Source organism: Thiomonas sp. DCM-2, from assembly GCF_056820905.1.
Window position 1 is genome coordinate 1,144,881 of record NZ_CM165962.1, and the last position, 23,904, is coordinate 1,168,784.

Annotated in this window: 23 protein-coding genes and 1 pseudogene; 12 read left to right on the forward strand and 12 right to left on the reverse strand. The window is 65.8% G+C overall.

Going from position 1 to position 23,904, the window contains the following annotated elements:
• Window positions 1–9 precede the first annotated feature (9 nt).
• Entirely contained in the window at window positions 10–945 is a 936-nt protein-coding gene (argF, locus tag AC1ZQA_RS05540) for an ornithine carbamoyltransferase (protein ID WP_482678821.1), read from the forward strand.
• A gap of 259 nt (window positions 946–1,204) precedes the next feature.
• On the forward strand, window positions 1,205–2,278 hold the full coding sequence (locus AC1ZQA_RS05545; protein ID WP_482678822.1) for a hypothetical protein: 1,074 nt from the start codon (window positions 1,205–1,207) through the stop codon (window positions 2,276–2,278).
• Window positions 2,279–2,544: 266 nt separating this feature from the next.
• Here the strand turns inward: AC1ZQA_RS05545 and AC1ZQA_RS05550 are convergent, their stop codons facing one another.
• From AC1ZQA_RS05550 to AC1ZQA_RS05565, 4 genes are read right to left on the reverse strand one after another with little or no spacing between them, the layout of a single operon-like run.
• Window positions 2,545–2,862 carry a putative signal transducing protein gene (locus AC1ZQA_RS05550; protein ID WP_482678823.1) on the reverse strand — a complete coding sequence of 106 codons (318 nt, stop codon included), beginning with the start codon at window positions 2,860–2,862 and terminating at the stop codon, window positions 2,545–2,547.
• The gene (rsgA, locus tag AC1ZQA_RS05555; protein ID WP_482678824.1) at window positions 2,859–3,809 is read right to left on the reverse strand and encodes a ribosome small subunit-dependent GTPase A; all 951 of its coding nucleotides are present in this window, start codon (window positions 3,807–3,809) and stop codon (window positions 2,859–2,861) included. Before rsgA ends, AC1ZQA_RS05550 begins: the two co-directional genes overlap by 4 nt.
• Window positions 3,810–3,820: 11 nt before the next feature.
• Window positions 3,821–4,165 carry a 4a-hydroxytetrahydrobiopterin dehydratase gene (locus tag AC1ZQA_RS05560; RefSeq protein WP_482678825.1) on the reverse strand — a complete coding sequence of 115 codons (345 nt, stop codon included), beginning with the start codon at window positions 4,163–4,165 and terminating at the stop codon, window positions 3,821–3,823.
• A gap of 6 nt (window positions 4,166–4,171) precedes the next feature.
• Window positions 4,172–5,482, reverse strand: a complete 1,311-nt coding sequence (locus tag AC1ZQA_RS05565) for a M48 family metallopeptidase (RefSeq protein ID WP_482678826.1) — start codon at window positions 5,480–5,482, stop codon at window positions 4,172–4,174.
• Between the two features lie 102 nt (window positions 5,483–5,584).
• Here AC1ZQA_RS05565 and orn point away from each other — a divergent pair, with 102 nt between their 5' ends.
• Window positions 5,585–6,196, forward strand: coding sequence for an oligoribonuclease (orn, locus tag AC1ZQA_RS05570; RefSeq protein WP_482678827.1), 612 nt, complete (start codon window positions 5,585–5,587; stop codon window positions 6,194–6,196).
• Window positions 6,197–6,205: 9 nt separating this feature from the next.
• Here orn and AC1ZQA_RS05575 read toward each other — a convergent pair whose 3' ends face one another.
• Entirely contained in the window at window positions 6,206–7,264 is a 1,059-nt protein-coding gene (locus tag AC1ZQA_RS05575) for an AraC family transcriptional regulator (protein WP_482678828.1), read from the reverse strand.
• Window positions 7,265–7,287: 23 nt separating this feature from the next.
• Between AC1ZQA_RS05575 and AC1ZQA_RS05580 the strand changes: the two genes are divergently transcribed.
• Window positions 7,288–8,424, forward strand: coding sequence for an MFS transporter (locus tag AC1ZQA_RS05580; protein WP_482678829.1), 1,137 nt, complete (start codon window positions 7,288–7,290; stop codon window positions 8,422–8,424).
• Between the two features lie 28 nt (window positions 8,425–8,452).
• Here the strand turns inward: AC1ZQA_RS05580 and AC1ZQA_RS05585 are convergent, their stop codons facing one another.
• Window positions 8,453–9,142 (reverse strand): class I SAM-dependent methyltransferase, encoded by a 690-nt coding sequence (locus AC1ZQA_RS05585; RefSeq protein WP_482678830.1) that lies wholly within the window; start codon window positions 9,140–9,142, stop codon window positions 8,453–8,455.
• Between the two features lie 144 nt (window positions 9,143–9,286).
• Between AC1ZQA_RS05585 and AC1ZQA_RS05590 the strand changes: the two genes are divergently transcribed.
• Entirely contained in the window at window positions 9,287–10,402 is a 1,116-nt protein-coding gene (locus AC1ZQA_RS05590; protein WP_482678831.1) for an IS110 family RNA-guided transposase, read from the forward strand.
• 396 nt (window positions 10,403–10,798) lie between these two features.
• On the opposite strand, the pseudogene AC1ZQA_RS05595 reads toward AC1ZQA_RS05590, so the two are convergent.
• Window positions 10,799–12,496 (reverse strand): annotated as a pseudogene (locus AC1ZQA_RS05595) (AMP-binding protein).
• 80 nt (window positions 12,497–12,576) lie between these two features.
• A complete protein-coding gene (locus tag AC1ZQA_RS05600) occupies window positions 12,577–13,431 on the reverse strand; it encodes a symmetrical bis(5'-nucleosyl)-tetraphosphatase (protein WP_482678832.1) in 855 nt (284 codons plus the stop codon).
• An 89-nt stretch (window positions 13,432–13,520) separates the two neighbouring features.
• Here AC1ZQA_RS05600 and AC1ZQA_RS05605 point away from each other — a divergent pair, with 89 nt between their 5' ends.
• The 3 genes from AC1ZQA_RS05605 to AC1ZQA_RS05615 are packed head-to-tail and all read left to right on the forward strand — an operon-like array spanning window position 13,521 to window position 17,292.
• Window positions 13,521–14,897, forward strand: coding sequence for a phosphomannomutase/phosphoglucomutase (locus AC1ZQA_RS05605; protein ID WP_482678833.1), 1,377 nt, complete (start codon window positions 13,521–13,523; stop codon window positions 14,895–14,897).
• Window positions 14,894–16,012, forward strand: a complete 1,119-nt coding sequence (gene waaC, locus AC1ZQA_RS05610; RefSeq protein ID WP_482678834.1) for a lipopolysaccharide heptosyltransferase I — start codon at window positions 14,894–14,896, stop codon at window positions 16,010–16,012. The genes AC1ZQA_RS05605 and waaC overlap by 4 nt, the downstream gene beginning before the upstream one ends.
• Window positions 16,009–17,292 carry a 3-deoxy-D-manno-octulosonic acid transferase gene (locus tag AC1ZQA_RS05615; protein WP_482678835.1) on the forward strand — a complete coding sequence of 428 codons (1,284 nt, stop codon included), beginning with the start codon at window positions 16,009–16,011 and terminating at the stop codon, window positions 17,290–17,292. Before waaC ends, AC1ZQA_RS05615 begins: the two co-directional genes overlap by 4 nt.
• On the opposite strand, the gene AC1ZQA_RS05620 is transcribed toward AC1ZQA_RS05615, so the two are convergent.
• On the reverse strand, window positions 17,286–17,630 hold the full coding sequence (locus AC1ZQA_RS05620; RefSeq protein ID WP_482678836.1) for a rhodanese-like domain-containing protein: 345 nt from the start codon (window positions 17,628–17,630) through the stop codon (window positions 17,286–17,288). The genes AC1ZQA_RS05615 and AC1ZQA_RS05620 overlap by 7 nt on opposite strands.
• A 22-nt stretch (window positions 17,631–17,652) precedes the next feature.
• A complete protein-coding gene (locus AC1ZQA_RS05625; protein WP_482678837.1) occupies window positions 17,653–18,303 on the reverse strand; it encodes a protein-L-isoaspartate O-methyltransferase family protein in 651 nt (216 codons plus the stop codon).
• A gap of 200 nt (window positions 18,304–18,503) precedes the next feature.
• Here AC1ZQA_RS05625 and AC1ZQA_RS05630 point away from each other — a divergent pair, with 200 nt between their 5' ends.
• Complete coding sequence (locus AC1ZQA_RS05630; RefSeq protein WP_482678838.1) at window positions 18,504–19,787, forward strand: Nramp family divalent metal transporter; 1,284 nt, start codon at window positions 18,504–18,506, stop codon at window positions 19,785–19,787.
• 109 nt (window positions 19,788–19,896) lie between these two features.
• The gene (locus tag AC1ZQA_RS05635; RefSeq protein WP_482678839.1) at window positions 19,897–21,153 is read left to right on the forward strand and encodes an NRAMP family divalent metal transporter; all 1,257 of its coding nucleotides are present in this window, start codon (window positions 19,897–19,899) and stop codon (window positions 21,151–21,153) included.
• Between the two features lie 28 nt (window positions 21,154–21,181).
• On the opposite strand, the gene AC1ZQA_RS05640 is transcribed toward AC1ZQA_RS05635, so the two are convergent.
• Window positions 21,182–21,427 (reverse strand): hypothetical protein, encoded by a 246-nt coding sequence (locus AC1ZQA_RS05640; RefSeq protein WP_482678840.1) that lies wholly within the window; start codon window positions 21,425–21,427, stop codon window positions 21,182–21,184.
• A 206-nt stretch (window positions 21,428–21,633) separates the two neighbouring features.
• Here AC1ZQA_RS05640 and AC1ZQA_RS05645 point away from each other — a divergent pair, with 206 nt between their 5' ends.
• Both AC1ZQA_RS05645 and AC1ZQA_RS05650 read left to right on the forward strand, forming a co-directional pair.
• Window positions 21,634–21,897: a helix-turn-helix domain-containing protein gene (locus tag AC1ZQA_RS05645; protein ID WP_482678841.1), complete on the forward strand. Its 264-nt coding sequence runs from the start codon at window positions 21,634–21,636 to the stop codon at window positions 21,895–21,897.
• Window position 21,898: 1 nt separating this feature from the next.
• The gene (locus AC1ZQA_RS05650; RefSeq protein WP_482678842.1) at window positions 21,899–23,245 is read left to right on the forward strand and encodes a type II toxin-antitoxin system HipA family toxin; all 1,347 of its coding nucleotides are present in this window, start codon (window positions 21,899–21,901) and stop codon (window positions 23,243–23,245) included.
• Between the two features lie 212 nt (window positions 23,246–23,457).
• Here the strand turns inward: AC1ZQA_RS05650 and AC1ZQA_RS05655 are convergent, their stop codons facing one another.
• Complete coding sequence (locus AC1ZQA_RS05655) at window positions 23,458–23,808, reverse strand: hypothetical protein (protein ID WP_482678843.1); 351 nt, start codon at window positions 23,806–23,808, stop codon at window positions 23,458–23,460.
• Between the last annotated feature and the right edge of the window lie 96 nt (window positions 23,809–23,904).

Genomic DNA, 23,904 nt, shown 5'->3' on the forward strand with positions numbered 1-23,904 from the left:
GACAACGCCATGAACACTACCTTGCGGCATTACCTGCAGTTTTCCGACCTGACGCGCGAGGAGTACGACTACATCTTCGCCCGCGCCGCGCTGATCAAGGCCAAGTTCAAGCGCTACGAGCCGCACCAGCCACTGGTCGACCGCACCCTGGCGATGATTTTCGAGAAGCACTCCACCCGCACCCGGCTGAGCTTCGAGGCCGGGATGCACCAGCTCGGCGGCGCAGCGATCTACATCAACACCCGCGACAGCCAGCTCGGCCGCGGCGAGCCGATCGAGGACGCGGCGCAGGTGTTTTCGCGCATGGTCGATCTGGTGATGATCCGCACCTACGGGCAGGAGATCGTCGAGCGCTTTGCCGCGCACTCGCGCGTGCCGGTCATCAACGGGCTGACCAACGAGTTCCATCCCTGCCAGATCCTGGCCGATGTGATGACCTATATCGAGCATCGTGGCCCGATCCAGGGCAAGACCGTGGCCTGGATCGGCGATGCGAACAACATGTTCTACACCTGGCTGCAGGCTGCGGAGGTGCTCGACTTCACGCTGCATTTTGCCGGGCCGAAGGGCTATGGCGTGGAATTCGACCGCGCGGGTTACCCCGTCAGTGCGGCGCAGGCGGCGCATCTGCGCACCTTCGACGACCCGCGCCAGGCCTGCGTGGGTGCGCATCTGGTCACCACCGACGTGTGGACCAGCATGGGCTTCGAAGAAGAAAAGGGCGCGCGTGAGCTGGCCTTTCAGGGCTATATGGTCGATGCCGACATGATGTCCCGCGCGCAACCCGATGCGCTGTTCATGCACTGCCTGCCCGCGCATCGCGGCGAGGAGGTGGCAGCCGAGGTGATCGACGGCCCGCAGAGCGTGGTGTGGGATGAGGCAGAAAACCGCCTGCACGGCCAGAAGGCCTTGATGGAGTTCTTGCTGCTCGGGCGTCTGGATTGACGCACGGTTGCGTTCCCTAAGGCAGCACTGAATAAGTCCCTGTGATGATGCGCGCCGGGCTGCGGGATGGGATGCAAGGCGCACACGGCAGCCATAGCCCAAGCTATGGCGAGGATGTGCAACGTCGCAGACCGCTCGCAGGCCGGATGCGCAGCGCGCAGGGGACTTGTTCAGTGTTGCCCTAAGCCGGATTTAAGTCCCACTGACGAGAATGCAGGCGTCAGGTGGCGTGTTTGCAACGCGCTGCCGGGAGCGCAGCATGTCGTCCACAGACCAACAACCCAACCTTCTTGTCCAACCTGACCACGGGGTCCGGCATGTCAATCTGCCGCTGGAGATGAAGACATCCCGCGCTCCGTCTCTCGGGGCGGAAGATCACGCTGCGATGCGTGCCCTGCACTGGGTGCGCATCGCATTCGGCGTGTTTTTCGCCATCAACCTCGGGCTGCATTTCAATGCGCAGTATGCGGCGCAGTTCGCGGCGCATGCCAGGCATGCGGCGCTGGCCGCTGGGCAGGCGCACTGGCTGGGTGTCTGGGTGGATGCGGTGCTGCGGGCCATGGCTGCGGTCGGCATGAGCAAAGCGGTGGCACTGCTGTTTGGCATCGAGGCGCTGCTCACGGTCGGGCTGCTCATCGGCTGGGGGTTTCCGGCGCTGGCCTGGGTGGGGCTGGTGTATGAGCTGTTTCTGTGGAGCGTGTTGGGCGGGCTGGGTGGGCCGTACACCAGCGGCGCGACCGATCCGGGAACCGCCATCGTCTATGCGCTGGGGTTTGCGCTGCTGTTGCTGCTGCGCGCCTGGCAGGGTGCGGCCTGGTCGAATGCGCCCTTGCGTCGGCCCGATCGCCTGCGGGTGCGCTGGGCGTTCTGGCTGTTTGGTCTGCTGTGGGCGTTCGACGCCTGGTGGAAATGGCAGCCGGGTTTTCTGCAGCATTTCGCTTCGTATCTCACTGGCGCACAGGCCGGGCAGCCGGCCTGGATTGCGGAATGGATCGCGGTGTTCATCGGCCTGGGCCATGTGATCGGCATGGAGCACTTTGCCGTGCTGGCGGCGCTTGCCGAAACCGCGATCGCTGCCGGGCTGCTGCTCGCGCCGTGGCTGCCCGAGCTGCTGCGCCGCGCGGTGCTGTGGGGCGGTCTGATCTACAGCCTGCTGTTGTGGAGCACCGCCGAGGGCTTCGGCGGCCCGTATGGCCCGGGCTTCACCGGCAACAAGGGTGACGTGCTGGGTACGACCACGGTGTACGCCTTGCTCTTCTTGTTCCTGCTGGCGGCGCAGGCCTGGCTGCGCGCCCCGCCGCCCGATGAGCCACCGACGACGCTGCCGGGTTAGGGCCTGTTCACGCTATTGGTGCACCCGCGTTGCCCCCAGGCGGGGATGGATGCAAGGCGGAGGCCAGGGGCAAGGCTGGACGCCTTGCCCCTGGCTGACAACGCTGCAGACGCCCCGCCTGGGGGCAACCCTGCGGGCCGGGGGTCTGGGCGGCGCACTGCCACGTTGCAGTCCGCTTGTGGTGCAACACACCACCGCGCGGCCTGCGCCTCGCATTGCATCCGCCCAGACCCCCGGCGCGGGTGCACCAATAGCGTGAACAGGCCCTAGATCGCAGGATCCGGGCGCGCCCTGCCGCAGTTCCAGCACTGCGCGAACTGCGGGCCATGACGTTCGCCGCAGCCGGGGCAGATCCAGCGGGCGCCGCGCACGGGAGTACGCAGTTCATGCAGCAGCTGCCGGGCGCGGGGCAGTTCGGCGTCGTCGAGCACCCACACCGCCGGATCGCACTGATCGGGCGGAATCTCTCCGGCGATGCTGGTGAGATAGCGCGAGAACACCTCGGCGCGGATGCCCGCTGCATTCAACGCATCGGCCCAGAGGGTGGCGATGACCAGATTGGGTGCGCTGTCCACCCGTTTCATCGCGTCGGAGCCGAAGTCAGCTCGGCGTAGAGCGTGCGATACAGCGCCAGCCGCGCCGGAGTGATGGCGTGTGGGTCGGTGGTGAACACGCAGCCGGGCTCGTCGCGGTGGGTGCAGTTCTGGAAGCGGCACTGGCCGATGCGTCTGCGGAGTTCCACAAAGCCATGCTGCAACTGCGACACCGAGAGATGGTGCAGACCGAAGGACTGAAAGCCCGGCGAATCCATCAGTGCGCTGCCCGGTGCAAAGCCCGGCAGGTCGTACAGCCGGGTGGCGGTGGTGGTGTGCTTGCCGGCCGACAGGGCGGTGGAAATCTCGCGCGTGGGTGCCTGCGCCTGCGGCACCAGCAGATTGGTCAGGCTGGACTTGCCCACACCCGATGCGCCCAGCAGCAGACTCGTCCGTCCGTCGAGCACCGGTGCGAGCGCCTGCAGCGCGGCCTTCGGATCGGCGTGCACCGACAGTTCGACGACCTCGTAGCCCAGATCGCGGTACAGCGCCATTTCGGCACGCGCGGCGTCGGCCTGTGGCAAATCGCACTTGTTCAGCAGCAGGGTCACGGGAATGTCGGCAGCATCTGCCGCGACCAGCGCGCGGCCGATCAGCCCATGCTGGATACCGGGGTAGGTGGCCGTGACCAGCAGCACGCGGTCGAGGTTGGCGGCAAACATCTTGCTGCGCCACGGGTCCTCGCGCCAGAGGGCGTTGCGCCGCAGCTGCACCTGCGCGATGGCCAGCGGCGGATGGCCGGGGATGAGGGCGACGCGGTCGCCGCAGACCACATCCGCCCGTCGGCCGCGGGGCACGCAGGCGACGGTGCTGCCGTCGTCGAGCTGCGCAAGAAACTGCCGACCGAACGCGCCAACAATGCGCGCGCCCAGGCCGTGCGCCTCGGCTCGGGTGGGTTTGGTATTGCGTTTGCCTTGGGCGGGCGCCAGAGTGTCCATGCGAGGCGTTTTCAGCGCGCCGCGCCCTGCGCATGGACAGAGTCGGTCTTGGCCGCGCAGATGAAGTCGTTGCGGGTGATGCCGCCGGCCGAATGGGTGTTGAACGCGACGGTGCAGCGGTTGTACTGCACCAGCAGATCGGGATGGTGATCCTCGCGGTGCACCACCCAGGCGAGCGCGTTGACGAACGCCAGGGTCTGGTAATAGTTGGCGAACGTGAACGTCTTGCGCAGCGCGCCGTCCTCGATCAGCCAGCCGTCGAGCAGTTGCAGATGGGTGGTGAGCGCATCGCCTTCGAGGCGGTGGCTGGGGTCGAGCGGCGCGCAGTGGGCGCCGAGCAGATCGTCGAGGGTCATGTCGGTTCAGGCGGTTGCGGTTGTCGCAGAAGGGGAGGGTGCGGCAGCAGGCAGCGCACCCAGTCGCTGCAGCCGCTGCAGCGCGGGCGGGTGGCTGTAGTAGAACCGCACATACAGCGGGTCGGGTGTCAAGGTGCTGGCATTGTCGCGGTACAGCGTGACCAGCGCCTCGCTCAGCGCGCGCGCGTCGCTGTGCTGCGCGGCGTAGGCGTCAGCCTCGAATTCGTGCTTGCGCGAGGTGGACGCAGCCAGCGGGCTGAAGAACACCCCGAACACCGGCAGCACCAGACTGAACAGAATCAGCGCCAGCGCGTGATTGGGCGCGAACAGATTGGGCATCACGCCCAGCCCGACGTAAAACCACACCTGATTGGCCAGCCAGCCCAGCAGTGCAAACCCCGCCAGGCTCACACCGAACATCACCACCATGCGCTTGACAATGTGGTGCCGCTTGTAGTGCCCGACCTCATGCGCGAGCACGCCTTCGATCTGCGCCGGGCTGAGCTGGGCGAGCAGGGTGTCGAACAGCACCACGCGCCGCGCCGCGCCCATGCCGGTGAAATACGCGTTGGCATGCGCGCTGCGGCGCGAGCCATCCATCACGAACAGGCCGGAGAGCGCAAAGTCGCAGCGCTGCATCAGCGCCTGCGCGCGGGTCTTGACCTCGCCATCGGGCAAGGGTTGGAATTTGTTGAACAGCGGCGCGATCACCAGCGGGTAGACCACCATCATCAGCAGACTGAATGCGGTGAGCCCAGCCCAGGCCCACAGCCACCACCACGATCCAGCCACCTGCATGATCCACAGCACCAGCAGCGCGAGCGGCAGCAGGATGACGGCGCTGACCACGGCGTTTTTGAGCAGATCGAGCGCGAAGGCGCGCGGCGTCTGGCGGTTGAAGCCGAACCGCGCTTCCAGCCCGAAGGTGCGCGCCACCTCCCACGGCAGGTCCAGCAGCGCGCCGATCAAGGCGAAGGCCACCAGCAGCGCAAGCTGCCCGCCCAGACCCGTGCCGAAGGTGCTGCCGACCCAGGCGTTGAGCAGTTGCAGCCCGCCTTCGAGCGTCCACACCAGCACGATGACTGCGGAGAACAGCGTGGTCCACAGGCCAAAGCGCAACTTGGCCACGGTGTAGTCGGCAGCCTTCTGGTGCGCTTCGAGGGAAATGCTGGCGCGAAACGGCGCGGGGACGGTGTCGCGGTGTGCCAGCACATGGCGTTGCTGACGCTGCGCCAGCCAAAGCCTCAGGGCCGTGCCGCCGATCAGCGCGGCGGCAAACAGGGCGCTCCACGCCAGGGCAAGATGTTGCGGGCTCATGCGAAAATCCTCGGGAGTCTGTCGCAATCGACAGCCTGCAGATTATTCCACCCGGCCCCGCCTTGCTGCGCACCGCCTCGTTTTCCACACTGAATGCCGCCCATGCCCGATTCCTCCGCGCCCGCTTCCCCCGCTCTCGCCTGCCATGACGACAACCTCGTCTGGGTGGACATGGAGATGACCGGGCTGAATCCCGACACCGACCGCATCATCGAAATCGCGGTGGTCGTCACCGATCCGCAACTCACCGTGCGCATCGAGGGGCCGGTGCTGGCCATTCATCAAAGCGACGCGGTGCTGGCCGGCATGGACGCGTGGAACCAGAACACCCATGGCAAATCTGGCCTTACCGATCGGGTGCGCGCCAGCACCGTGGACGAGGCGCAGGCGAGCAAGACCATCATCGCCTTCCTCAAGAACTATGTGTCCGCAGGCAAGTCGCCGATGTGCGGCAACACCATCTGCCAGGACCGTCGCTTCATGGCCCGCGGCATGCCCGAGCTGGAGGCCTATTTTCACTACCGCAACCTCGATGTCAGCACCCTCAAGGAACTCGCCCGCCGCTGGCGCCCCGAACTGGTGAGCGCCTTCAAGAAGCAGCAGGCACACACCGCCCTGGCCGATATCCAGGAATCCATCGACGAACTGCGCCACTACCGCGAACACTTCCTGCGCGTGCCGGTGGCCGGCATCGATCCGGAAGTGGCGGGCTGAGGACGAAGTTCAGTTGAATCCGGCGCGTCGTTTGCGGATTTGATTTGGTGCTTTGCCGAAGCGTTGCCGGAAGACCCGGCTGAAGTGCGCGGGGTCGTTGAATCCGCATTGAGCGGCCACGCTGGCAATCGATAACGAGCGACCAGCAGGACTTTCCAGCAAGGCCAGGGTGGCATCGAGCCGCCGGTGTTTCACCAGCGTGGCGAACGTCTCGCCACGCCATGCGGCGAGCTTGTGCAAGTAGCGCTCGGAGATGCCGACTTCGCGTGCGCAGCGGGCGGGCGTCAGAGCACGCGCATCAAACAGATGTGCCTCGACGAACGAAAGCACTTGCTGCCAGCGCACGGCGTTGGGTGCAGCCGTCGGCTCCATGCCTTCATCCATGTCGTGATAGGCCGCGGCGAACAGCCAAGGCAGGGCGAAGCCGGAATACAAGTTGCCAAGCGGAGTTTTTTGAGGCGAAGGCAGCTGGCTGAGCAGCCCGCCTGATGGAATCACGCGTGGAGCGTCACGCTGCTGAACAAAGCGGCCCATCTGGTGCCAGTGCAGCACACTGGCTGGCAAGCGCACCGCGACCAATTGGCCGGTCGTCTGGAATACGACACGCGAGGACTGCTGGAGATTGCGAAACGAAACGTCCCCCGCCTGAAAGCGCAAGGCCGCGCCACCTTGCTCGATGAAGCCCTCACCCTCCACGACAATATGAGCAAGAACCGATGCGCGGTCATCGGCTGGCAAGGCGGCCAGATGCTGCGCTGTGTGCGTGATGGTCTGCGGCCAAACCGCAAGTGGCGTCAGCCGCAAGGGCCCGGCACTGATCGCCTGTCCCACCAGTCCGCCAGGACCATCTGCATCCAGGCTGATGCAGCCAGGAACAAACCTGTGCGCCAGCCATTGCTCCCAGTCTGCCGGGGTCATGCCGGGTGCTTGCAAAGCATCGTGCCTGTGCATTCTCATCCTCGATTTCGGTTCAGTTTCAGACAAGTGGACAGAGTCGATCGACCTAGCATCGAGCGACCGAATTGTTTCGATGCCGCCGCAATGCGCAGTCCGCGCTTGCTCCATCATTCGCAGCCCATTGTCAGTTTCTCATGCGCCGCTGGTTTCCGTTTGTCTTGCTCACGCCGTTCCAGTTCATTTTCGGCCTGATTTATTCCTGGGGGACAATCTCGCCCGCGATTCATGTGCAGAACGGCTGGTCGCAGTCCACGCTCGATCTGGCGTTCTCACTCACCCCGCTGGCACTGCTGCCCGCTGTCCTGCTGGCTGGGCACTGGCTGCAGCGCATCGCGCCCAAGACCCTGCTGGCATTGGCGCTGACCTGCTTCACGGCTGGGAGTTTGATCGGTCTCGCCACGGCGGCGCCCGCTGCGTTCATGCTGGGATACAGCCTGCTGGCGCTGGGCATGGGTGGGGGGCTGTCCACAGCGGCCTGCATTGCGATGGTCTCTCGTCTATATCCGGACTTACGCGGTTCGCTCGGGGGGGCGCTGCTTGCACTGTATGGGATGTCGTCGATGGTCAGCGCGCCGGTCTTTGCCTGGCTGAATGGGCAGCTTGGCTGGCGGCTGTCGCTCGCCATGCTGTTTGGCGTGTATGTCGCCGTGGGCTGGGTCGCCTGGGCCCTGCTACCTGTGGCATCTGCACAGAAAGGGCACCAGACAGTCCGCCTGCCCTTGGCGGGCCTGCTAAGACACCAAACCTTGCGCTGGGCGGTTGTCATCGTCCTTATTGCCACCCCACTGGGTTCTGCTTCCTTTGCAGCCATCGGTCATCTGGCAAGTGGTCTCGGCTTCAGTCCGGCTTTCGGCGTGCTGGCCGTCTCGTTGATGGCGCTTGGCAACGGTCTGGGGCGATTGGGGTTCGGCATGCTGGCGGACTGGCTCTTACCACGCTTCAGCCGCAACGCCGTGCTGAGCCTCAACGCACTGGCGGCAACCCTGTTGCTTTGCGTTCTGCACGGCGTTGGTGTGTGGGCATTCACCGCCTATCCCTTGCTCATCGGCCTGGCTTTCGGCGGTATGGCGGGCAAACTGCCCGCGTTGGCCGCGCATGTGGTGGAGGACGGGCATGCCGAGTCGGCTTTCGGCCTGCTGTTCGGCGCCTTTGCCTTGGCCAGCTTTCTCGGTACCGCAGCGAGCGCTGTGGTCGGCATGCATTTGTCGTTGCTGGTGTTCGCCCTCAGTGCTCTGACCGCCGCGGCGGTGGCTCTCGCCGTGGTGAGTTAGTGCGGCAACTGGTGCTGGATCACGCAGGTTATTTTTGCAGCAGCCGCACGCGCATCGGCCGGGTGAAGTGTGCGCCGTCGGCGCCGCAGTGTGGATCGAAGGCGGCTTTCACTGCACTTCGCAGGGACTCGGTGATCTTGTGATCGGCAAAGCTCGGGTAAAGCATGCGCTGCTCGAACGATTCCCAGTTGGGGAAATGCGCAGGCATGTCGAAGTGGCGCTCAGCGGTCTGCTGCCAAGCGCCGCTGCGCAGCGCCTGGTCGAGCGCAGCCTGCGCAGCGGCGCGCACCACACCTTCGTCGTTGTAGAGCTTGACGATGGCGTTCAGCGCCCCGGCATACACCGGCTCTGAGACGTAGAGCCAGCCGCCGGGCCGCAGTACCCGCCAGGTCTGTGCCAGCGCGGTCTGCATGGCATCGAGTGGAATGTGGTGCAGTGACTTGAGCATCAGCGCCAGATCGAAGCTGGCGTCCGCAGCCGGAATGGACGTGGCGCTTTGCTGCAAGAACCGCAGCCGGGGCTTGAGATCCTCGGACTGGCGCGCGAGGTTCTTGGCGTGCTGCACGGCATCGACTTCCAGCGCCAACGCCTCGCAGTGCGGGCAGCGCTGCAGCAATTCAGTGAGTAGCCGGGCATTGCCGCAGCCCAGCTCGATGATCCTGCACCCATGGCCCAGGGGCACCAGCTCGGTGAGGACGTCGAGTTCGTTGTGGATCATGGCATTGTGAAGAAAGCCGGCGATTCTAGACATCATGGTCGCCGCCCGAGGGCAGATGGCCGGTCCCCAACATCGTAGGTTGCGCGCCGAGGCGCGTAGAGCTACATGCTGTGGCATAGGCCATCAGCAAACAGGAGACCGACCATGGAAAAGGGTACCAAGATACATGTGGGTTTGGACGTCCATAAGGACAGCATCACGGTGGCTGCGGCCGAGCCAGGGCGAGACAAAGCTCGCTTGGTGGGCAAGGTCGTGCATGACGTTCCCAAGCTGTTGAAGGTTCTGACCAAGCTGGGCACAGTCGATGGACTGCACATCGTCTACGAGGCCGGCCCGACGGGCTACGGGTTGCAGCGGGCATTGGCTGCCAGGGGCTATGCGTGCGAGGTCATTGCGCCGTCGAAGACGCCTCGGCAGTCTGGCCAGCGGGTCAAGACCGACGCCCGCGACAGCCTGGATCTGGCCGAGTACTCGCGTGCCGGCACGCTGACGCCAGTGTGGATCCCCGACCCCGAGGACGAGGCGATCCGCGATCTGTCACGGGCGCGCGAGGACGCCGTCAACAACCGCACGCAGGTGCGTCAACAGCTCAAGGGGTTCCTGCTGCGTCACGACCGGCGCTATGGCGGGAAGACCTCCTGGTGCGCCACGCACGATGACTGGCTGGCCAGGCAGAGCTTCGACTCGGCGGCCACGCAGACGGCCTTCACCGAGTACTGGCAAGCGGTGAAGGCTGCCGACGAACGTGTGGCGCGGTTGACGAAGGCGCTGCAGGAGTCGATCACAGGTTGGCGCTTCGAGCCGGTGGTCGATGCTTTGCAGGCGTTGCGTGGAGTGGCTGCGGTCAGCGCGATCGGCCTGGTCGCGGAGATCGGTGACCTCAGCCGATTCGAGCACCCACGCAAGCTCATGGGCTACCTTGGCCTGGTGCCTTCGGAGCACTCCAGCGGCGAACGTACGAGCCGAGGCAGCATCACCAAGACGGGCAACGGCCATGCGCGCAGGCTGCTGATCGAGGCGGCCTGGAGCTACCGATTCAAGGCCAGAGTCGGCAAAGAGATCAACGCGCGCCAGCAGGGGCTATCCGAGGCGATTCGCACGATTGCGTGGAAGGGACAGTTGCGACTGACCAGCCGCTACGCCGCCCTACAAAAGCGTGGCGTTCAGGCCAACAAGGTCTGCGTGGCCGTGGCCCGAGAGCTGGCGGGCTTCGTCTGGGCAATCGGCATGCACGCACAACGCGAAAGGGGGACCACCTGAACACAGGACCGGGATCGATCGGGCGATGCTACACGAGCACCGAGAGGGCAACCCTCGAAACTCCTACCAGGGCACCGCAAGGCTGATCCCCGACTCTAGAGCGAGGCAGGCCCGCGACGAATCGATGAAGTGCTGGTAATCAATCCGCGGATATGAGTCTGATTCATCGTCGCTGCAACGCTCGTGTCGCATCACCCGATCGATCCTGAAACCCATCACCGGCCATCACCTATGCGCTGACGCGATTGACAGCGGCGACCATATGAGGAGTCAGTCGGGCTTGGGGGCGGATGGCGAAAAAGCCCAGCGCGCCGCACAGCCGTCTTGCAGCCCGCGATTCCCAAGTCCAGCAGACTCCTGGGCGGGCGCTTCGCCACATCCAGGCTTGAGGCCGCATCACGCGGCGAAATCTTCTTCATGGAATTCCATCGCGCCGCGTGTTCCCGGCTCTCGCGTCGCTTCGAGCTTGCGCAGTTCCACGCGGCGGATCTTGCCCGAGATAGTCTTGGGCAACTCGAAAAACTCGATGCGGCGGATGCGCTTGTACGGCGCGGCGCGCTCGCGCACGAAGCGCAGGATGTCGCGCGCCAGCTCGGCGCTGGGTTCGTGACCGGCGCGGCAGGAGACGAACGCCTTGGGGATGGTCAGGCGCAGCGCATCGGGGCACGGCACCACGGCGGCCTCGGCAACGGCCGGGTGCTCGATCAGCAGGCTTTCCAGCTCGAACGGGCTGATGCGGTAGTCGGAGGACTTGAACACATCGTCGGTGCGACCGACGAAGGTGAAGTAACCGTCGGCATCGCGCTGCGCCACGTCGCCGGTGTGGTAGAGACCGTCGTGCAGCACCTGCGCGGTTTTTTCGGCGTCTCACGCGTATTCGACCAGCAGGCCGGTGGGGCGCGGGTCGGTCTCGACGCAGACTTCGCCTTCATCGGCGGGGTTGCCGTCGAGATCGACCAGGCGGATGCGGTAGCCGGGCATGGGCCGGCCCATCGCGCCCGGTTTGACCGGCTGCCCGGGGCTGTTGCCAATCAGCGCGCAGGTCTCGGTCTGGCCGTAGCCGTCGCGGATGGTGATGCCCCAGGCGGCGCGCACCCGCTCGATGACCTCGGGGTTGAGCGGCTCGCCGGCGCCGACCAGCTCGCGCAACTGCACGGGGTAGGCCTTGAGATCTTCCTGGATCAGCATGCGCCAGACCGTGGGCGGGGCGCACAGCGTGGTGATGCCGCAGCGCGAGAGCGTCTGCAGTGTGGCTGCGGCGTTGAACCGGCTCTGGTTGAACGCAAAGATCGCCGCTTGCGCATTCCACGGCGCGAAAAAACTGCTCCACGCATGCTTGGCCCAGCCCGGCGAGCTGATGTTCCAGTGCACGTCTCCCGGCTGCAGCCCGATCCAGTACAGGGTTGCGAGCGTGCCCACCGGGTAGCTTTGATGGGTGTGCAGCACCAGTTTCGGCTTGGAGGTGGTGCCGGAGGTGAAGTAGAGCAACAGCGGATCGGTGGCAAGGGTCGGGGCGTCCGGGGTGAACGTGGCGCTGGCGGCGTCGGAGCTGGAGAGCGCGGTCCACCCGGAAGGTGCGCTGTCTGCGGCGAAGCGCCCCGCGACCTGCGACCAGACGGCCTGTGGCAGCGCGTCGAACTTGGCGGCGTCGGCGGGCAGGCAGACCACATGCCGCACCCCGCCGCGGGTGATGCGGTCTTGCAGATCGGTGGGGGTGAGCAGGGTGGTGGCCGGGATCATCACCGCGCCGAGCTTGATGCAGGCGAGCATCACGTCCCACAGCGCCACGCAATTGGGCAGCATCAGCAGCACGCGGTCGCCGCGCGCCACACCGTGCGCGCGCAGGAAATTGGCCATGCGCGCCGAGCGCTGCGCCATGTCGGCAAAGCTGAATCGCGACTGGCTGCCGTCTTCCTCGACGATCCACAGCGCCAGCGCGGAGTTGCCCTCGGCGATGCGGTCGAAATAGTCCAGCGCCCAGTTGAAGCGGTCGAGCGCCGGCCAGCGAAACTCGGCGTACGCGCGGACGTAGTCGGTGCGGTGGCGCAGCAGAACATCGCGCGCGTGCAGGAAGTCGGGATGGGCGTGTTGCATGGTCGTCTCCGGATGTTGTTGTGCAACGATCGTAGTGCGCTGCACGCCTGCGTCACAACACCGAAAGAATCGTGCGCGCTTCAGTCCGGCATCGGTTCCAGGCTGCGTGCGCAGGGCATTTGTGTGATGTCGAGCCAGGGCTGGCCGATCGGCGGCAGCTTCACCGCGGTGAGCGCACCGCCCCACAGGCAGCCGCTGTCCAGGCTCAGCGCGTTGTGCTCCCAGCGCAGTCCCAGCGTGGACCAATGGCCGAAAGCGATCGGGGTCTGCGCGGTGCGGCGCTGCGGCAGCGCAAACCAGGGCTGGAGTTCGGCGGAGGCGCCATTGGCCTGCGCCTGCTTGTTGTGGAAGTCCAGCCGGCCGGTGTGCGGGCCGCTGGCCTGAAGAAAGCGGGCGCGGGTGAGGGTGTTGACCACGATGCGCAGACGGTCGAAGCCGGTGAGGCTGTCGCTCCATTCGTCGGGCTGGTTGCCGAACATCACCCGCAGGAAATCCACATAGTCGGGCGCGCGCAGACGGCGCTCGACTTCGGCGGCAAGCGCAAGGGTCTGCTGCGCAGTCCATTGCGGCAGCACCCCGGCATGGACCAGCAGCCAGCCCTGTTCCATCAAGGCCAGCGGGCGACGGCGCACCCAGTCGATCAACTCGGCGCGGCGCGGCGACTGCAGGATGTCGTCCAGCGTGTCGGTGCGGTGCGCCTTGCGCACGCCATGCGCCACGGCCAGCAGGTGCAGGTCGTGATTGCCCAGCAGGCACTGCGCGCTGTCGCCCAGGGCGATCAGTCGCTCCATGCTGGCAAGCGACTGCGCGCCGCGGTTGACCAGATCGCCCAGCACGATGAGCCGGTCGCGCGCCGGGTCGAAGCGCAGCGCGTCGATCAGGGCGCTGAACGCATCCGCACAGCCCTGCACATCGCCGATCAGATAGGTCGCCAAAAACCTCTCCCTAGAATGCCGAAATCAGATTCATCATCCTAGCGAGGCAGGTCGACACGTGCTCTGCCCGCTGCTCACTGGAGCCCTGCATGGCGCAGCTCGATCCCACCCTGTTCAAGGCCTACGACATTCGCGGTGTCGTCGGCAAGGCCCTCACCGAGGACGCCTGCCGCCATATCGGTCGGGCGTTTGCCACTTTGGCACGGCGCGGCGGCGAGACGGCGGTTTACATCAGCCGCGACGGTCGCCTGTCCGGCCCGGCGCTGGCGGCGGCGCTCGCTGAAGGCCTGCGCGCAGGCGGGGTGGACGTGATCGATCTGGCCATGAATGCCACGCCGATGCTGTACTTCGCCTGCGCGACCACCCCGGTGACAAGCGGCATCCAGATCACCGGCAGCCACAACCCGCCCGAATACAACGGCCTGAAAATGGTGCTTGGCGGCAATGCGCTGTTCGGCGCGCAGATCCAGGCGTTGCGCGAACTCACCCAGAGCGAGAACTACGCCGTTGGCGCGGGCATGCTGCGGCAGACCAGCATCGTGGCCGACTACATCGGCCGCATCCAGGGCGACATCAAGCTCGCGCGCCCGATGCATGTCGTGGTCGATTGCGGCAACGGCGTGTCCGGCGCGTTTGCGCCGCGGCTGCTGCGCGAGCTCGGCTGCACCGTCGAAGAGCTGTACTGCGAGGTGGACGGCAACTTCCCCAACCACCATCCCGACCCCGCCGACCCGCACAACCTCGAAGACCTGATCCGCACCGTGCAGCGCACTGGCGCCGAGCTCGGCCTGGCGTTCGACGGCGACGGCGACCGGCTCGGCGTGGTCACGCCCAGCGGCGCCGTCATCTGGCCCGACCGCCAGCTCATGTTGTATGCGCAGGAGGTGCTGGCGCGCCATCCGGGAGCGGCGGTGCTGTTCGATGTCAAGTGCACCGCGCAGCTGCCGCAGTGGATCCGGCGGCATGGCGGCGATCCGGTGATGGGCCGCACCGGGCACTCGCTGATCAAGGCGAAGATGAAGGAGATCGACGCCCCGCTGGCCGGGGAGATGAGCGGGCATATCTTTTTCAAGGACCGTTGGTACGGCTTCGACGACGCGCAGTATGGCGCTGCGCGGCTGCTGGAAATCCTCTCGCGCAGCGCCAACCCCGGCGCGGTGCTCGAGGCGCTGCCGGACTCGGTTTCCACCCCGGAACTCAAGCTCGACACCGCCGAGGGCGAAAACTTCACCCTGTGCGAACGCTTGCAGCGCGAGGGGCGCTTTCCTGGCGCGGTGCAGGTCAGCACCATCGACGGCGTGCGCGCCGACTACGCTGACGGCTTCGGACTCGCTCGCCCGTCCAACACCACGCCGTGCGTGGTGCTGCGTTTCGAAGGCACCGACGCCCAGGCGCTCGAGCGGGTGCAGGCCGAGTTCCGCGCCGCGCTGCTGGCGCTGGACGCCACACTGAAATTGCCGTTTTGAGCCCGGTCACGCCCTCCACTGCGCAGCCGCCGCGGGTGCTGATCGTCAAGACCAGCTCGATGGGCGATGTGGTCCACGCTCTGCCGGTGGTGCACGACATTCTCACCGCCCACCCCGGCGCGCAAATCGACTGGCTGGTCGAGGAAGCCTACGCCGACATCGTGCGCGCCCATCCCGGCGTGCGCCGCGTGATCCCGCTGGCACTGCGGCGCTGGCGCAAGGCGTTCTGGCGCAGTGACATTCGGCAGGAGTGGCGCGACTGGAAAGCGCAGCTGCGCGCCCAGCCTTATGACGCGGTGATCGATCTGCAGGGTTTGGTCAAGAGCGCGCTGATCGCCCGGCTGGCGCGCGGGCCGCTTTACGGCCTGTCCTGGGCCAGCGCGCGCGAAGCGCTGGCCCCGCTGTTCTATGCCCATCGGCAACAAACCGCGCTGCACCGCACCGAGGCCGCAGTGCCGCGCTACCGCGCGCTGGTCGGCTGGGCGCTGGGCCATACCCCGCAGGGCAAGCCGCAGTATGGCTTGCGACTGGATGCAGCCCGCCCGCCGTGGCTGCCGGGTGACGCGCCGTATGTGTTGCTGCTCAGCGCCACGGCAAAAGACCGCAAGCTGTGGGACGAGGCGAGGTGGATCGCTCTGGGTCGGGCGCTCGTCGCGCAGGGCAGGGTGTGTGTGCTGGCCTGGGGCAATGCCGCAGAGCGGGAGCGCGCGCAGCGCCTGGCTGTGGCGATGCAAGGCGCGGCGGACGCGACTCCCACCCAAACGCCCCCACTGCATGGGGGAGGGGAGAGCACCCCCACCCCACGCGTGGGGTGGGGCGATGACGGGGCGGTTTCTGCCCTGGTCGCACCGGAGGCGTTTGCGCTGTCCGATTGGATGCGGGTGCTGCGCGCTGCAAGCGCGGTGGTCGGGGTTGATACCGGGCTGCTGTATCTCGCGGCTGCGGTGGGCACACCGGCGGTGGCGATCTACACCGGGTCGTCGCCGCACAGCGTGGAGTTCGAGTCGGCGGGGCCGTGGCGCAGCCTGGGCGAGAACGGCCAACAGCCCTCGGTGGACGCAGTGCTGCAGGCAACGATGGCCGTGCTGCAGGCGGGCAGCGGTGTGGCGGCATGAGACTGGCGTTGCATCTCTACACAGCCGCCTGGCGTGTGCTGCTGCCGCTGGCGTTCGTCCGGCTGTGGTGGCGCGGGCGGGCCGAACCGCTGTACTGGCAGCATCTGGCGCAGCGGCTGGGTTGGTATGGTGCCGAGCCCGCGCTGGCCGGGTCGGTGATCTGGGTGCACGCGGTGTCTCTGGGCGAGACGCGGGCCGCAGCGCCGCTGATCGCGGCCTTGCGCAGCCGCTTGCCCGGCATGCGCCTGCTGCTCACGCACATGACCGCCACGGGCCGCGCGGCCGGCGCTGAACTGCTGCAGCCCGGCGATGTGCAGGTCTGGCTGCCCTATGACCTGCCGGGAGCGATGCGGCGGTTGCTGGGGCGCTTTCGGCCCCAGGCGGCGGTGCTGCTCGAGACCGAGGTGTGGCCGAATCTGGCTGCGCAGTGCCGCCGTGCCGGGGTGCCGTTGCTGCTGGTCAATGCGCGCTTGAGCGCGCGCAGCGCCCGCCGCTGGCAGCGCTGGCCGACGCTTGCGCGCGTCGCCTGGAGCGGTTTGCAGGCCGCAGCGCAGACCGAGGAGGATGCGCAGCGCATCCGCGCATTGGGTGCGGCGCAGGTGCAGGTTCTGGGCAATCTGAAGTTCGACATGCGGCCCGATGCGGAACTGCTCGCGCGCGGGGCGCAGTGGAAGGCCGCCGCTGGCCGTCCGGTGTTGTTGCTGGCCTCCACCCGCGACAGCGGCGGGCAGAGCGAGGAGGCGCTGCTGCTCGACGCGCTGCCGACCGCGCTGGCGGCGCGCGCGCTGCTGGTGTGGGTGCCGCGCCATCCGCAGCGCTTCGACGCGGTGGCGCGATTGCTCGCGGATCGTGGCTGGGCGGTGCAGCGCCGCAGCGTTGCGCCACCAGCGGCAGACACCGCGGTGTGGCTGGGCGATTCGGTCGGCGAGATGGCGGCCTATTACGCGATGGCCGACGCGGCGTTCATCGGCGGCAGCCTGCTGCCGCTGGGCGGGCAGAATCTGATCGAGGCCTGCGCCTGCGGTTGTCCGGTGGTGCTGGGGCCGTCACAGTTCAACTTCGCGGCAGCAGCGCAGGCGGCGCTGCAGGCGGGCGCAGCAGTGCAGGTCGGCGACGCGGCGCAGGTCTGGGCGGCGCTGGCGCACTGGCTCGACGACACTCAGGCGCGCAATCGGGCGGCGGAGCGGGCACTGGAGTTCGCCACAGCGCACTTGGGTGCGGCGCAGCGTCAGGCGCAGTGGATCGCCGCTGCGTTCGGGTCGACGCCGCGGGCTCAGTAGAGCGGAACCGACGGATCGATCTCGCGCGACCACGCGGTCATGCCGCCGTTCAAGTTGTAGATCTCGCCAAAGCCGTTCTGCTCGAGAAAGCGGGCGATCATCATGCTGCGGTTGCCGCTGCGGCAGATGACCACCACCGGCTTGTTCGGATCGAGCTCGTTTTGCCGCAGCGGCACGATGCTCATCGGGATGTGGTTGACGGGGCAGTGCGGGTGCTTGATCGCAGCCATCTGGAACTCCCACGGCTCGCGCACGTCGAGGAATTGCCATTCGGTGATGGGTGCGGTCGCGGCTTCGATCTTGTCGGCGAGTTCGCGCACGCTCAGTTGCTTGATCATCAGGGATTCCTTGTTTTCTGGTTCAGAATTGAAAGCGGGACGGCTCGGCAAAATGCTCCAGCCGCTTGGCCACGGTATCGAACAGATCGCGGGTGCGGAAGTCGGTTTCGGTGGCGCGGGTGACGATCTGCGCGCGCATCACCGGCTCGTCGCCGACGATGGCCGCCAGCCGCCCGCCGGGCTTGAGGCGCTGCAGCAAGTCCTGCGGGATCTGCGCCACCGAGCCCGAGAGCACGATGACGTCGAACTCGGCACGCTTGGTGTAGTGCGCGCCGTCGGCCTGTTCCACCGTGACATTGCTCATGCCGGCGCGGTGCAGATTGGCCCGCGCCAGGGCGACCAGTTCCTCGTGCAGTTCCAGCGTCTGCACTGCGGCGGCGCGATGACCGAGCAGCGCCGCCATGAAGCCGCTGCCCGCACCCACCTCCAGCACCCATTCATCCTTGCGCACGGCGAGTTCCTGCAGGATGCGCGCTTCCACCTTGGGAGACAGCATGTTCTGGCCGCAAGGCAGAGGAATTTCCGTGTCCATGAACGCCAGACCGCGATAGGCCGCCGGAACAAAGTCTTCGCGGCGCACGCTGGCCAGCAGATCGAGAATGCCGGCGTCCAGCACATTCCAAGGGCGGATCTGCTGTTCGATCATGTTGAAACGGGCTTGCTCGATGTTCATCGGTTCTCCGCAACGCAGGGTCAAAGCTATGCAGTTTAATTTGTCACGCAATACCGCCGCGCAGGACGGTCTCTGCGGTGGCGCAAATTTCGCGCTGGTTCCAGCATCACCAAAGGCTAAATGATCAATAAAAAATTGCAATTAGAAAACTCAAATGATTGATCTAAATTATCGAAAGGACCCCAATGCAGGAGATGGTGATGTCGTATGCCTCCACACTCGATCAGCGCACCACGCAAGCGGCGCACCGCGCACTGGGTGGCGCCGCGTCGGGCGGAGGCGGGTTGCGGCGGGTGCTGCCCTTCATCGGCCCGGCGGTCGTGGCGTCGGTGGCCTATGTCGATCCGGGCAATTTCGCGACCAACATTCAGGCGGGCGCGCAGCATGGCTACACCCTGCTGTGGGTGGTGCTCTGGGCCAATCTGGCCGCCATTCTGGTGCAGGGACTTTCAGCCAAGCTGGGCATCGCAACCGGGCGCAATCTTCCCGAGCTGATCCACGCGCGCTTCCCGCGCAAGCTGGTGTGGTTCTACTGGGTGCAGGCCGAGATCGTGGCGATGATGACCGATCTGGCCGAATTTCTGGGTGCCGCTCTGGCGCTGCACCTGCTGTTTGGCTTGCCGATGGGTGGCGCGGTGCTGGTGGCCTTTGTCGTTGTCCTGGGCATTCTGATGCTGGAGCGCAGGGGCTTTCGGCCGCTGGAGCTAGTGGTGGCTGCGCTGGTGGGGGTCATTGCGCTGGGCTACGGCCTTCAGCTTGCGCTGAGCCGCCCGGCTTGGTTTCCGATTGTGAAGGGCACCTTGATTCCTGGTTTTGGCGGTCACCCGGATGCGGTGTATCTGGCTGTGGGCATTCTGGGCGCGACCGTCATGCCGCATGTCATCTACCTGCATTCCAGCCTGACCCAGCGACGCATTCAGGTTCCCTCCGAGCGTCGCGCCCTGCTGGTGCGCTTTGCCTGGAAGGATGTGGGGCTGGCTCTGGGGCTTGCCGGATTGATCAACATGGCCATGCTGGTCGTTGCCGCCGCCATTTTTCACCAGCAGGGTGTGGCGGCCCATGATCTGAGCCAGGCCTATCGCACCCTCACGCCCATCCTGGGCACGGGCGCGGCCACGGTGTTTGCACTGGCGCTGCTGGCCAGCGGCATTTCCAGCAGCGTGGTGGGCACCATGGCGGGTCAGGTGGTGATGCAGGGGCTGGTGGGTTTCACCATCCCGCTGTGGCTGCGCCGCCTGCTCACCAGCCTGCCAGCGGTGATCGTGGTGATGCTGGGCATCGACCCGACCCGCACCCTGGTGTTTTCGCAGGTGGTGCTGTCCTTCGGCATTCCGTTCGCGCTGGTGCCGCTGCTGCTGTTCACCTCCAGCCGCGAGCTGATGGGCGGTCTGGCCAACACACCCCTGCTGCGGCGGCTGGGCTGGGCGGTGACGGCGTTGATCATCGGACTGAACGTCCTGCTGCTCTGGAAACTCCTGGGCTGAAGGAGGGCGTCAAAGGTGTGAACAAGAGTAAATGGAATTGAATTTCAAATAAAAGTAAATAGCATTTGCATCAGAGTCGTCGCAGCCGCGATGGCAAACTGCAAATGCCATGTCCGCCACACCGTCATTGCCGCAACCCGGCCCGCTGCCGCTCTCCCGCCTCGCGGTGTTTTTCGCTGTGCTCGGCCCCGGCCTGGTGGTCATGCTGGCCGATACAGACGTCGGCAGCGTCATCACCGCTGCGCAGAGCGGAGCGCAGTGGGGCTACCAATTGCTCAGCCTGCAGCTGGTGCTCATCCCGATTCTGTATGTGGTGCAGGAACTCACGGTGCGGCTGGGCATCTTCACCGGCAAGGGACATGGCGAACTGATCCGCGAAACCTTCGGCGCGCGCTGGGCCTGGGTGTCGGTGGCAGGGCTGGCGGTGGCCTCGGTGGGGGCGATCATCACCGAGTTCTCCGGCGTGGCAGGCGTGGGCGCGCTGTTTGGCGTGCCGCGTGGCTGGAGTCTGAGTCTGGCGGCACTGTTTCTGCTGGTGGTGGTGTGGACCGGGTCGTACCGCCGGGTGGAGCGCATCGCCATCCTGCTCGGGCTGTTCGAGCTGGTATTCGTATGGGTGGCGTTTCATGCGCCGATTCACGGTGGGCAGGTGCTGCAGGGGCTGGGCCATGTGCCGATTCGGCATCCCGCCTACTGGTATCTGGTGGCGGCCAATATCGGCGCGGTCATCATGCCGTGGATGGTGTTCTATCAACAGTCCGCCGTGGCCGACAAGGGGCTGCGGCCCGCGCAGTACACCGCGGCGCGCTGGGATACGGCTGTGGGCGCGGTGCTCACCCAGCTCATCATGGCCGCTGTGCTCATGGTGACCGCCGCAGTACTGTGGAATGGGCACAGCACTGCGCCGCTGAACACCGTGGGGCAGATCGCGCAGGCGCTCACCCCGTCGCTGGGAGAAACGCTTGGGCGCACCCTGTTCGGCCTGGGCATCCTGGGTGCAGCCATGGTGGCCGCCATCGTCGTGGCGCTCGCGGCGGCCTGGGGCTTTGGCGAGGTGACCGGCTACAGACATTCGCTCGAACAACATCCGGCAGAAGCGCCCTGGTTCTACGCCGTGTTCAGCGCGGGCGTGATCGGCGGCGCACTGGTCGTGGCCTTCGTGCCCGATCTGGTGGCGCTGTCGATCGCGGTGGAAGTGATGAACGCGCTGCTGCTGCCGCTGGTGCTGGGTTTCCTGGTCGCATTGGCGGTGAGAGCGCTGCCGCCCGAACACCGCTTGCGCGGCGCTTACTTCTGGGTGGTGGTCGCTGTGGTGGCGCTGACCGCTGGTCTCGGGGTGTACGGCGGGCTGAGCAGCCTGTTCTGAGCTTTTGCGACATCGAGTGCGCAGACGATTACAGCTTTTTGTCACGGGAATCGGCATGGACGCGCATTCCGCTGTTGATCCAGCCTTGACCTGTCTGGTCAAGGGCATCACCGCTGCAAATGACTGATGCTTTGTATTCTTGGTGCGTCCGGCTGGAATCGAACCAGCGGCCCTCGGCTTCGAGTTTCCCATGCTCTACATCCTCGAGAGCGCCACCGACGCGATCCACGCCAGCCTCGAATGGATGCAGCGGCACGCCAAACGGCGTCAGCACAAAATTTTGCGAAGCACCTGTTCCAGTAGGCCGAGGCGAGTAGCAATTCACGTTGCGCCGAGGCTTGTGCCACCGGTTGCGGACGTGGCGGCCTCAGGCTGAAAGACAGCCGCATTACGGTGATTTGACATTTATCTGAAATCCAGATATTTGCATAATATCTGCTATGCAGCTAAATTCCATATAGCTGCATACCGGATACAACCATGACACCCACCCGCGCCTCGCAGGCTTTGGTCACTGCCACGCAGCTTGGCCAACTGCTCAAGTCTGCTCGCAAGCGCCGCAACCTCACGCAGACCGCCGTAGCGGGTCGCCTCGGCCTGAGTCAGAACCGCGTGTCCTACCTGGAGTCGCATCCCAACGAGCTCAGCTTTGAGCAGCTGCTCGCCTGGTGTGCCGTCGTCGGGTTGGAATTGCGTCTGGGCGAGCGTGACACGGCCGCGCCGACGAACCCGACAGAGTGGTGACATGGGACGTCGCTCGCACAGCCAGACTCTCGTTCTTTGGGCCAACGGGGAACGCGTCGGCCGCTGGACCGTCTCCGGCCGCGGCGACATGGAACTGCAGTACGACCCAGGGTGGATCGCCTCGCCATTCGGACGGCCACTGTCGCTCTCGCTGCCGTTCAACTTCAACAACGAGCCGCTCAAGGGCAACAACGTTGCACACTATTTCGAGGGGTTGCTGCCAGACAGCGACGCCATTCGCCGGCGCGTGGCTGCCCGCTTCAAGACCGGTTCGACGGAGGCGTTCGATCTGTTGGCAGCGATTGGCCGCGACTGCGTCGGGGCGCTGCAACTGCTGCCAGACGGCAAGGAGCCCACAGGACTCGACCAAGTCGAGGGCGTGCCTGTGGACGATGAGGCCATTGAGCGCCACCTGCTCGAGGTTGTGGCACCGGACCGCTTTGCAGGCCAGGATCCGGACGATGACTTCCGCATCTCACTGGCCGGTGCTCAGGAGAAGGATGCTTTCCTCCGGTGGAACGGGCAGTGGCTGAAACCGCGTGGCGCCACGCCAACCACGCACATCTTCAAGCTGCCAATGGGTTTGGTGGGCGGCCGTCAGGCGGATTTCAGCACGTCGGTGGACAACGAGTGGCTGTGCCTGCGCCTGATGAAGGCCTACGGGCTTCCTGTGGCGAACGCAGACATTGCGACCTTTGGCAAGCAGCGTGTGCTGGTGGTCCAGCGCTTCGATCGTGTGGTGTCGAACGATGGCAAGCGTCTCTTTCGGCTCGTGCAGGAGGATTTCTGTCAGGCAACCGGGACCTCGCCGCTCGTGAAGTACGAAAACGAGGGCGGCCCAGGACTGGTCAAGATCTTCACGCTGCTGCAGCAATCTGTGAATGCCGAGCATGACCTGCGCACGCTGATGGCCTCGCAAATTCTCTTCTGGATGCTGCGGGCGCCGGACGGTCACGCCAAAAATTTCAGCATCCAATTGCTGCCTGGTCAGATGGGCCGCTTTCGTCTCACGCCGCTGTACGACGTGATGTCGGCCCTTCCCGTCATCGGCGACGGGCGGAATAAATGGTCATGGCAGGATTTGAAACTGGCGATGGCGCTCATGGGCAAGAACCGGCATTACCTCATGCACACTGTGCAGCGTCGGCATTTCAACAGCACGGCCAGGAAGGTGGGTTACGGCGAGAACGCTGAGCCGCTACTGCAGGAGTTCATCGCGCGCACGCCGGCGGTGGTCGAGGCAGTGCAGGCCCAGCTGCCCAAGGGCTTCTCCCAGGAGGTGGCCGACAAAGTGCTCAGCGGGCTGCTTGAGGCCGCGAAAACGCTGGAGGGCATGCCTGCTTCGTAAAACTGCGCAATGTCCATCTCAGGGAAACGCAGGGCCGCCCCGCCGGGAAATACGCCGGTCCAAATAATTGACGCTCGCCAACGGCATCCGCGTCGCGGCGCAAGAAGCAGCACAGCGGCTGCTCGGCGACGGCGTGGGGCAACCGCTCGTCGGTACAGCGCAAAGCGGGTTGCGGAAGGAGGCGATCAACTCCGACAGCGCCCCTGCGCCTGTTACCGCACCCCGATGAACCGCCGCAGGAAAAATCGGTAGATTTCCGCCCACCAGGGCGGCCGGACCGATACCAGCGTATCCGGTGCCATGACGCTGCTCAGGAAACGCGCGGTGCGGATGCCCCCGACAACGCGGTAAGCCGGTTCTGCGCCGTCCGGGCGGACAGCGACTGCGCGGATGGGGAGGACTTCAGCGAGCCGCAGCAGCGTCGAGCGTGCGCGGTCATCCAGGGGAAGCGGCAGATCGGGCAGCCGCGGTGGCGGTAGACCCAGTTCGGCAAGAAAGGCGTCGACGGCAGGGTGCTCCTCACCAACCTGACCAAGCTGTAGGGAATGCAGAATCCAGGACATGCCGTGTGCTGCAGAAATGCGTTGCTGCATTGCAGCACGACGTCATGCGTGCTTTCGAAGCCTCATGCATTGAATGTGTTTACTGTTGCAGAAATG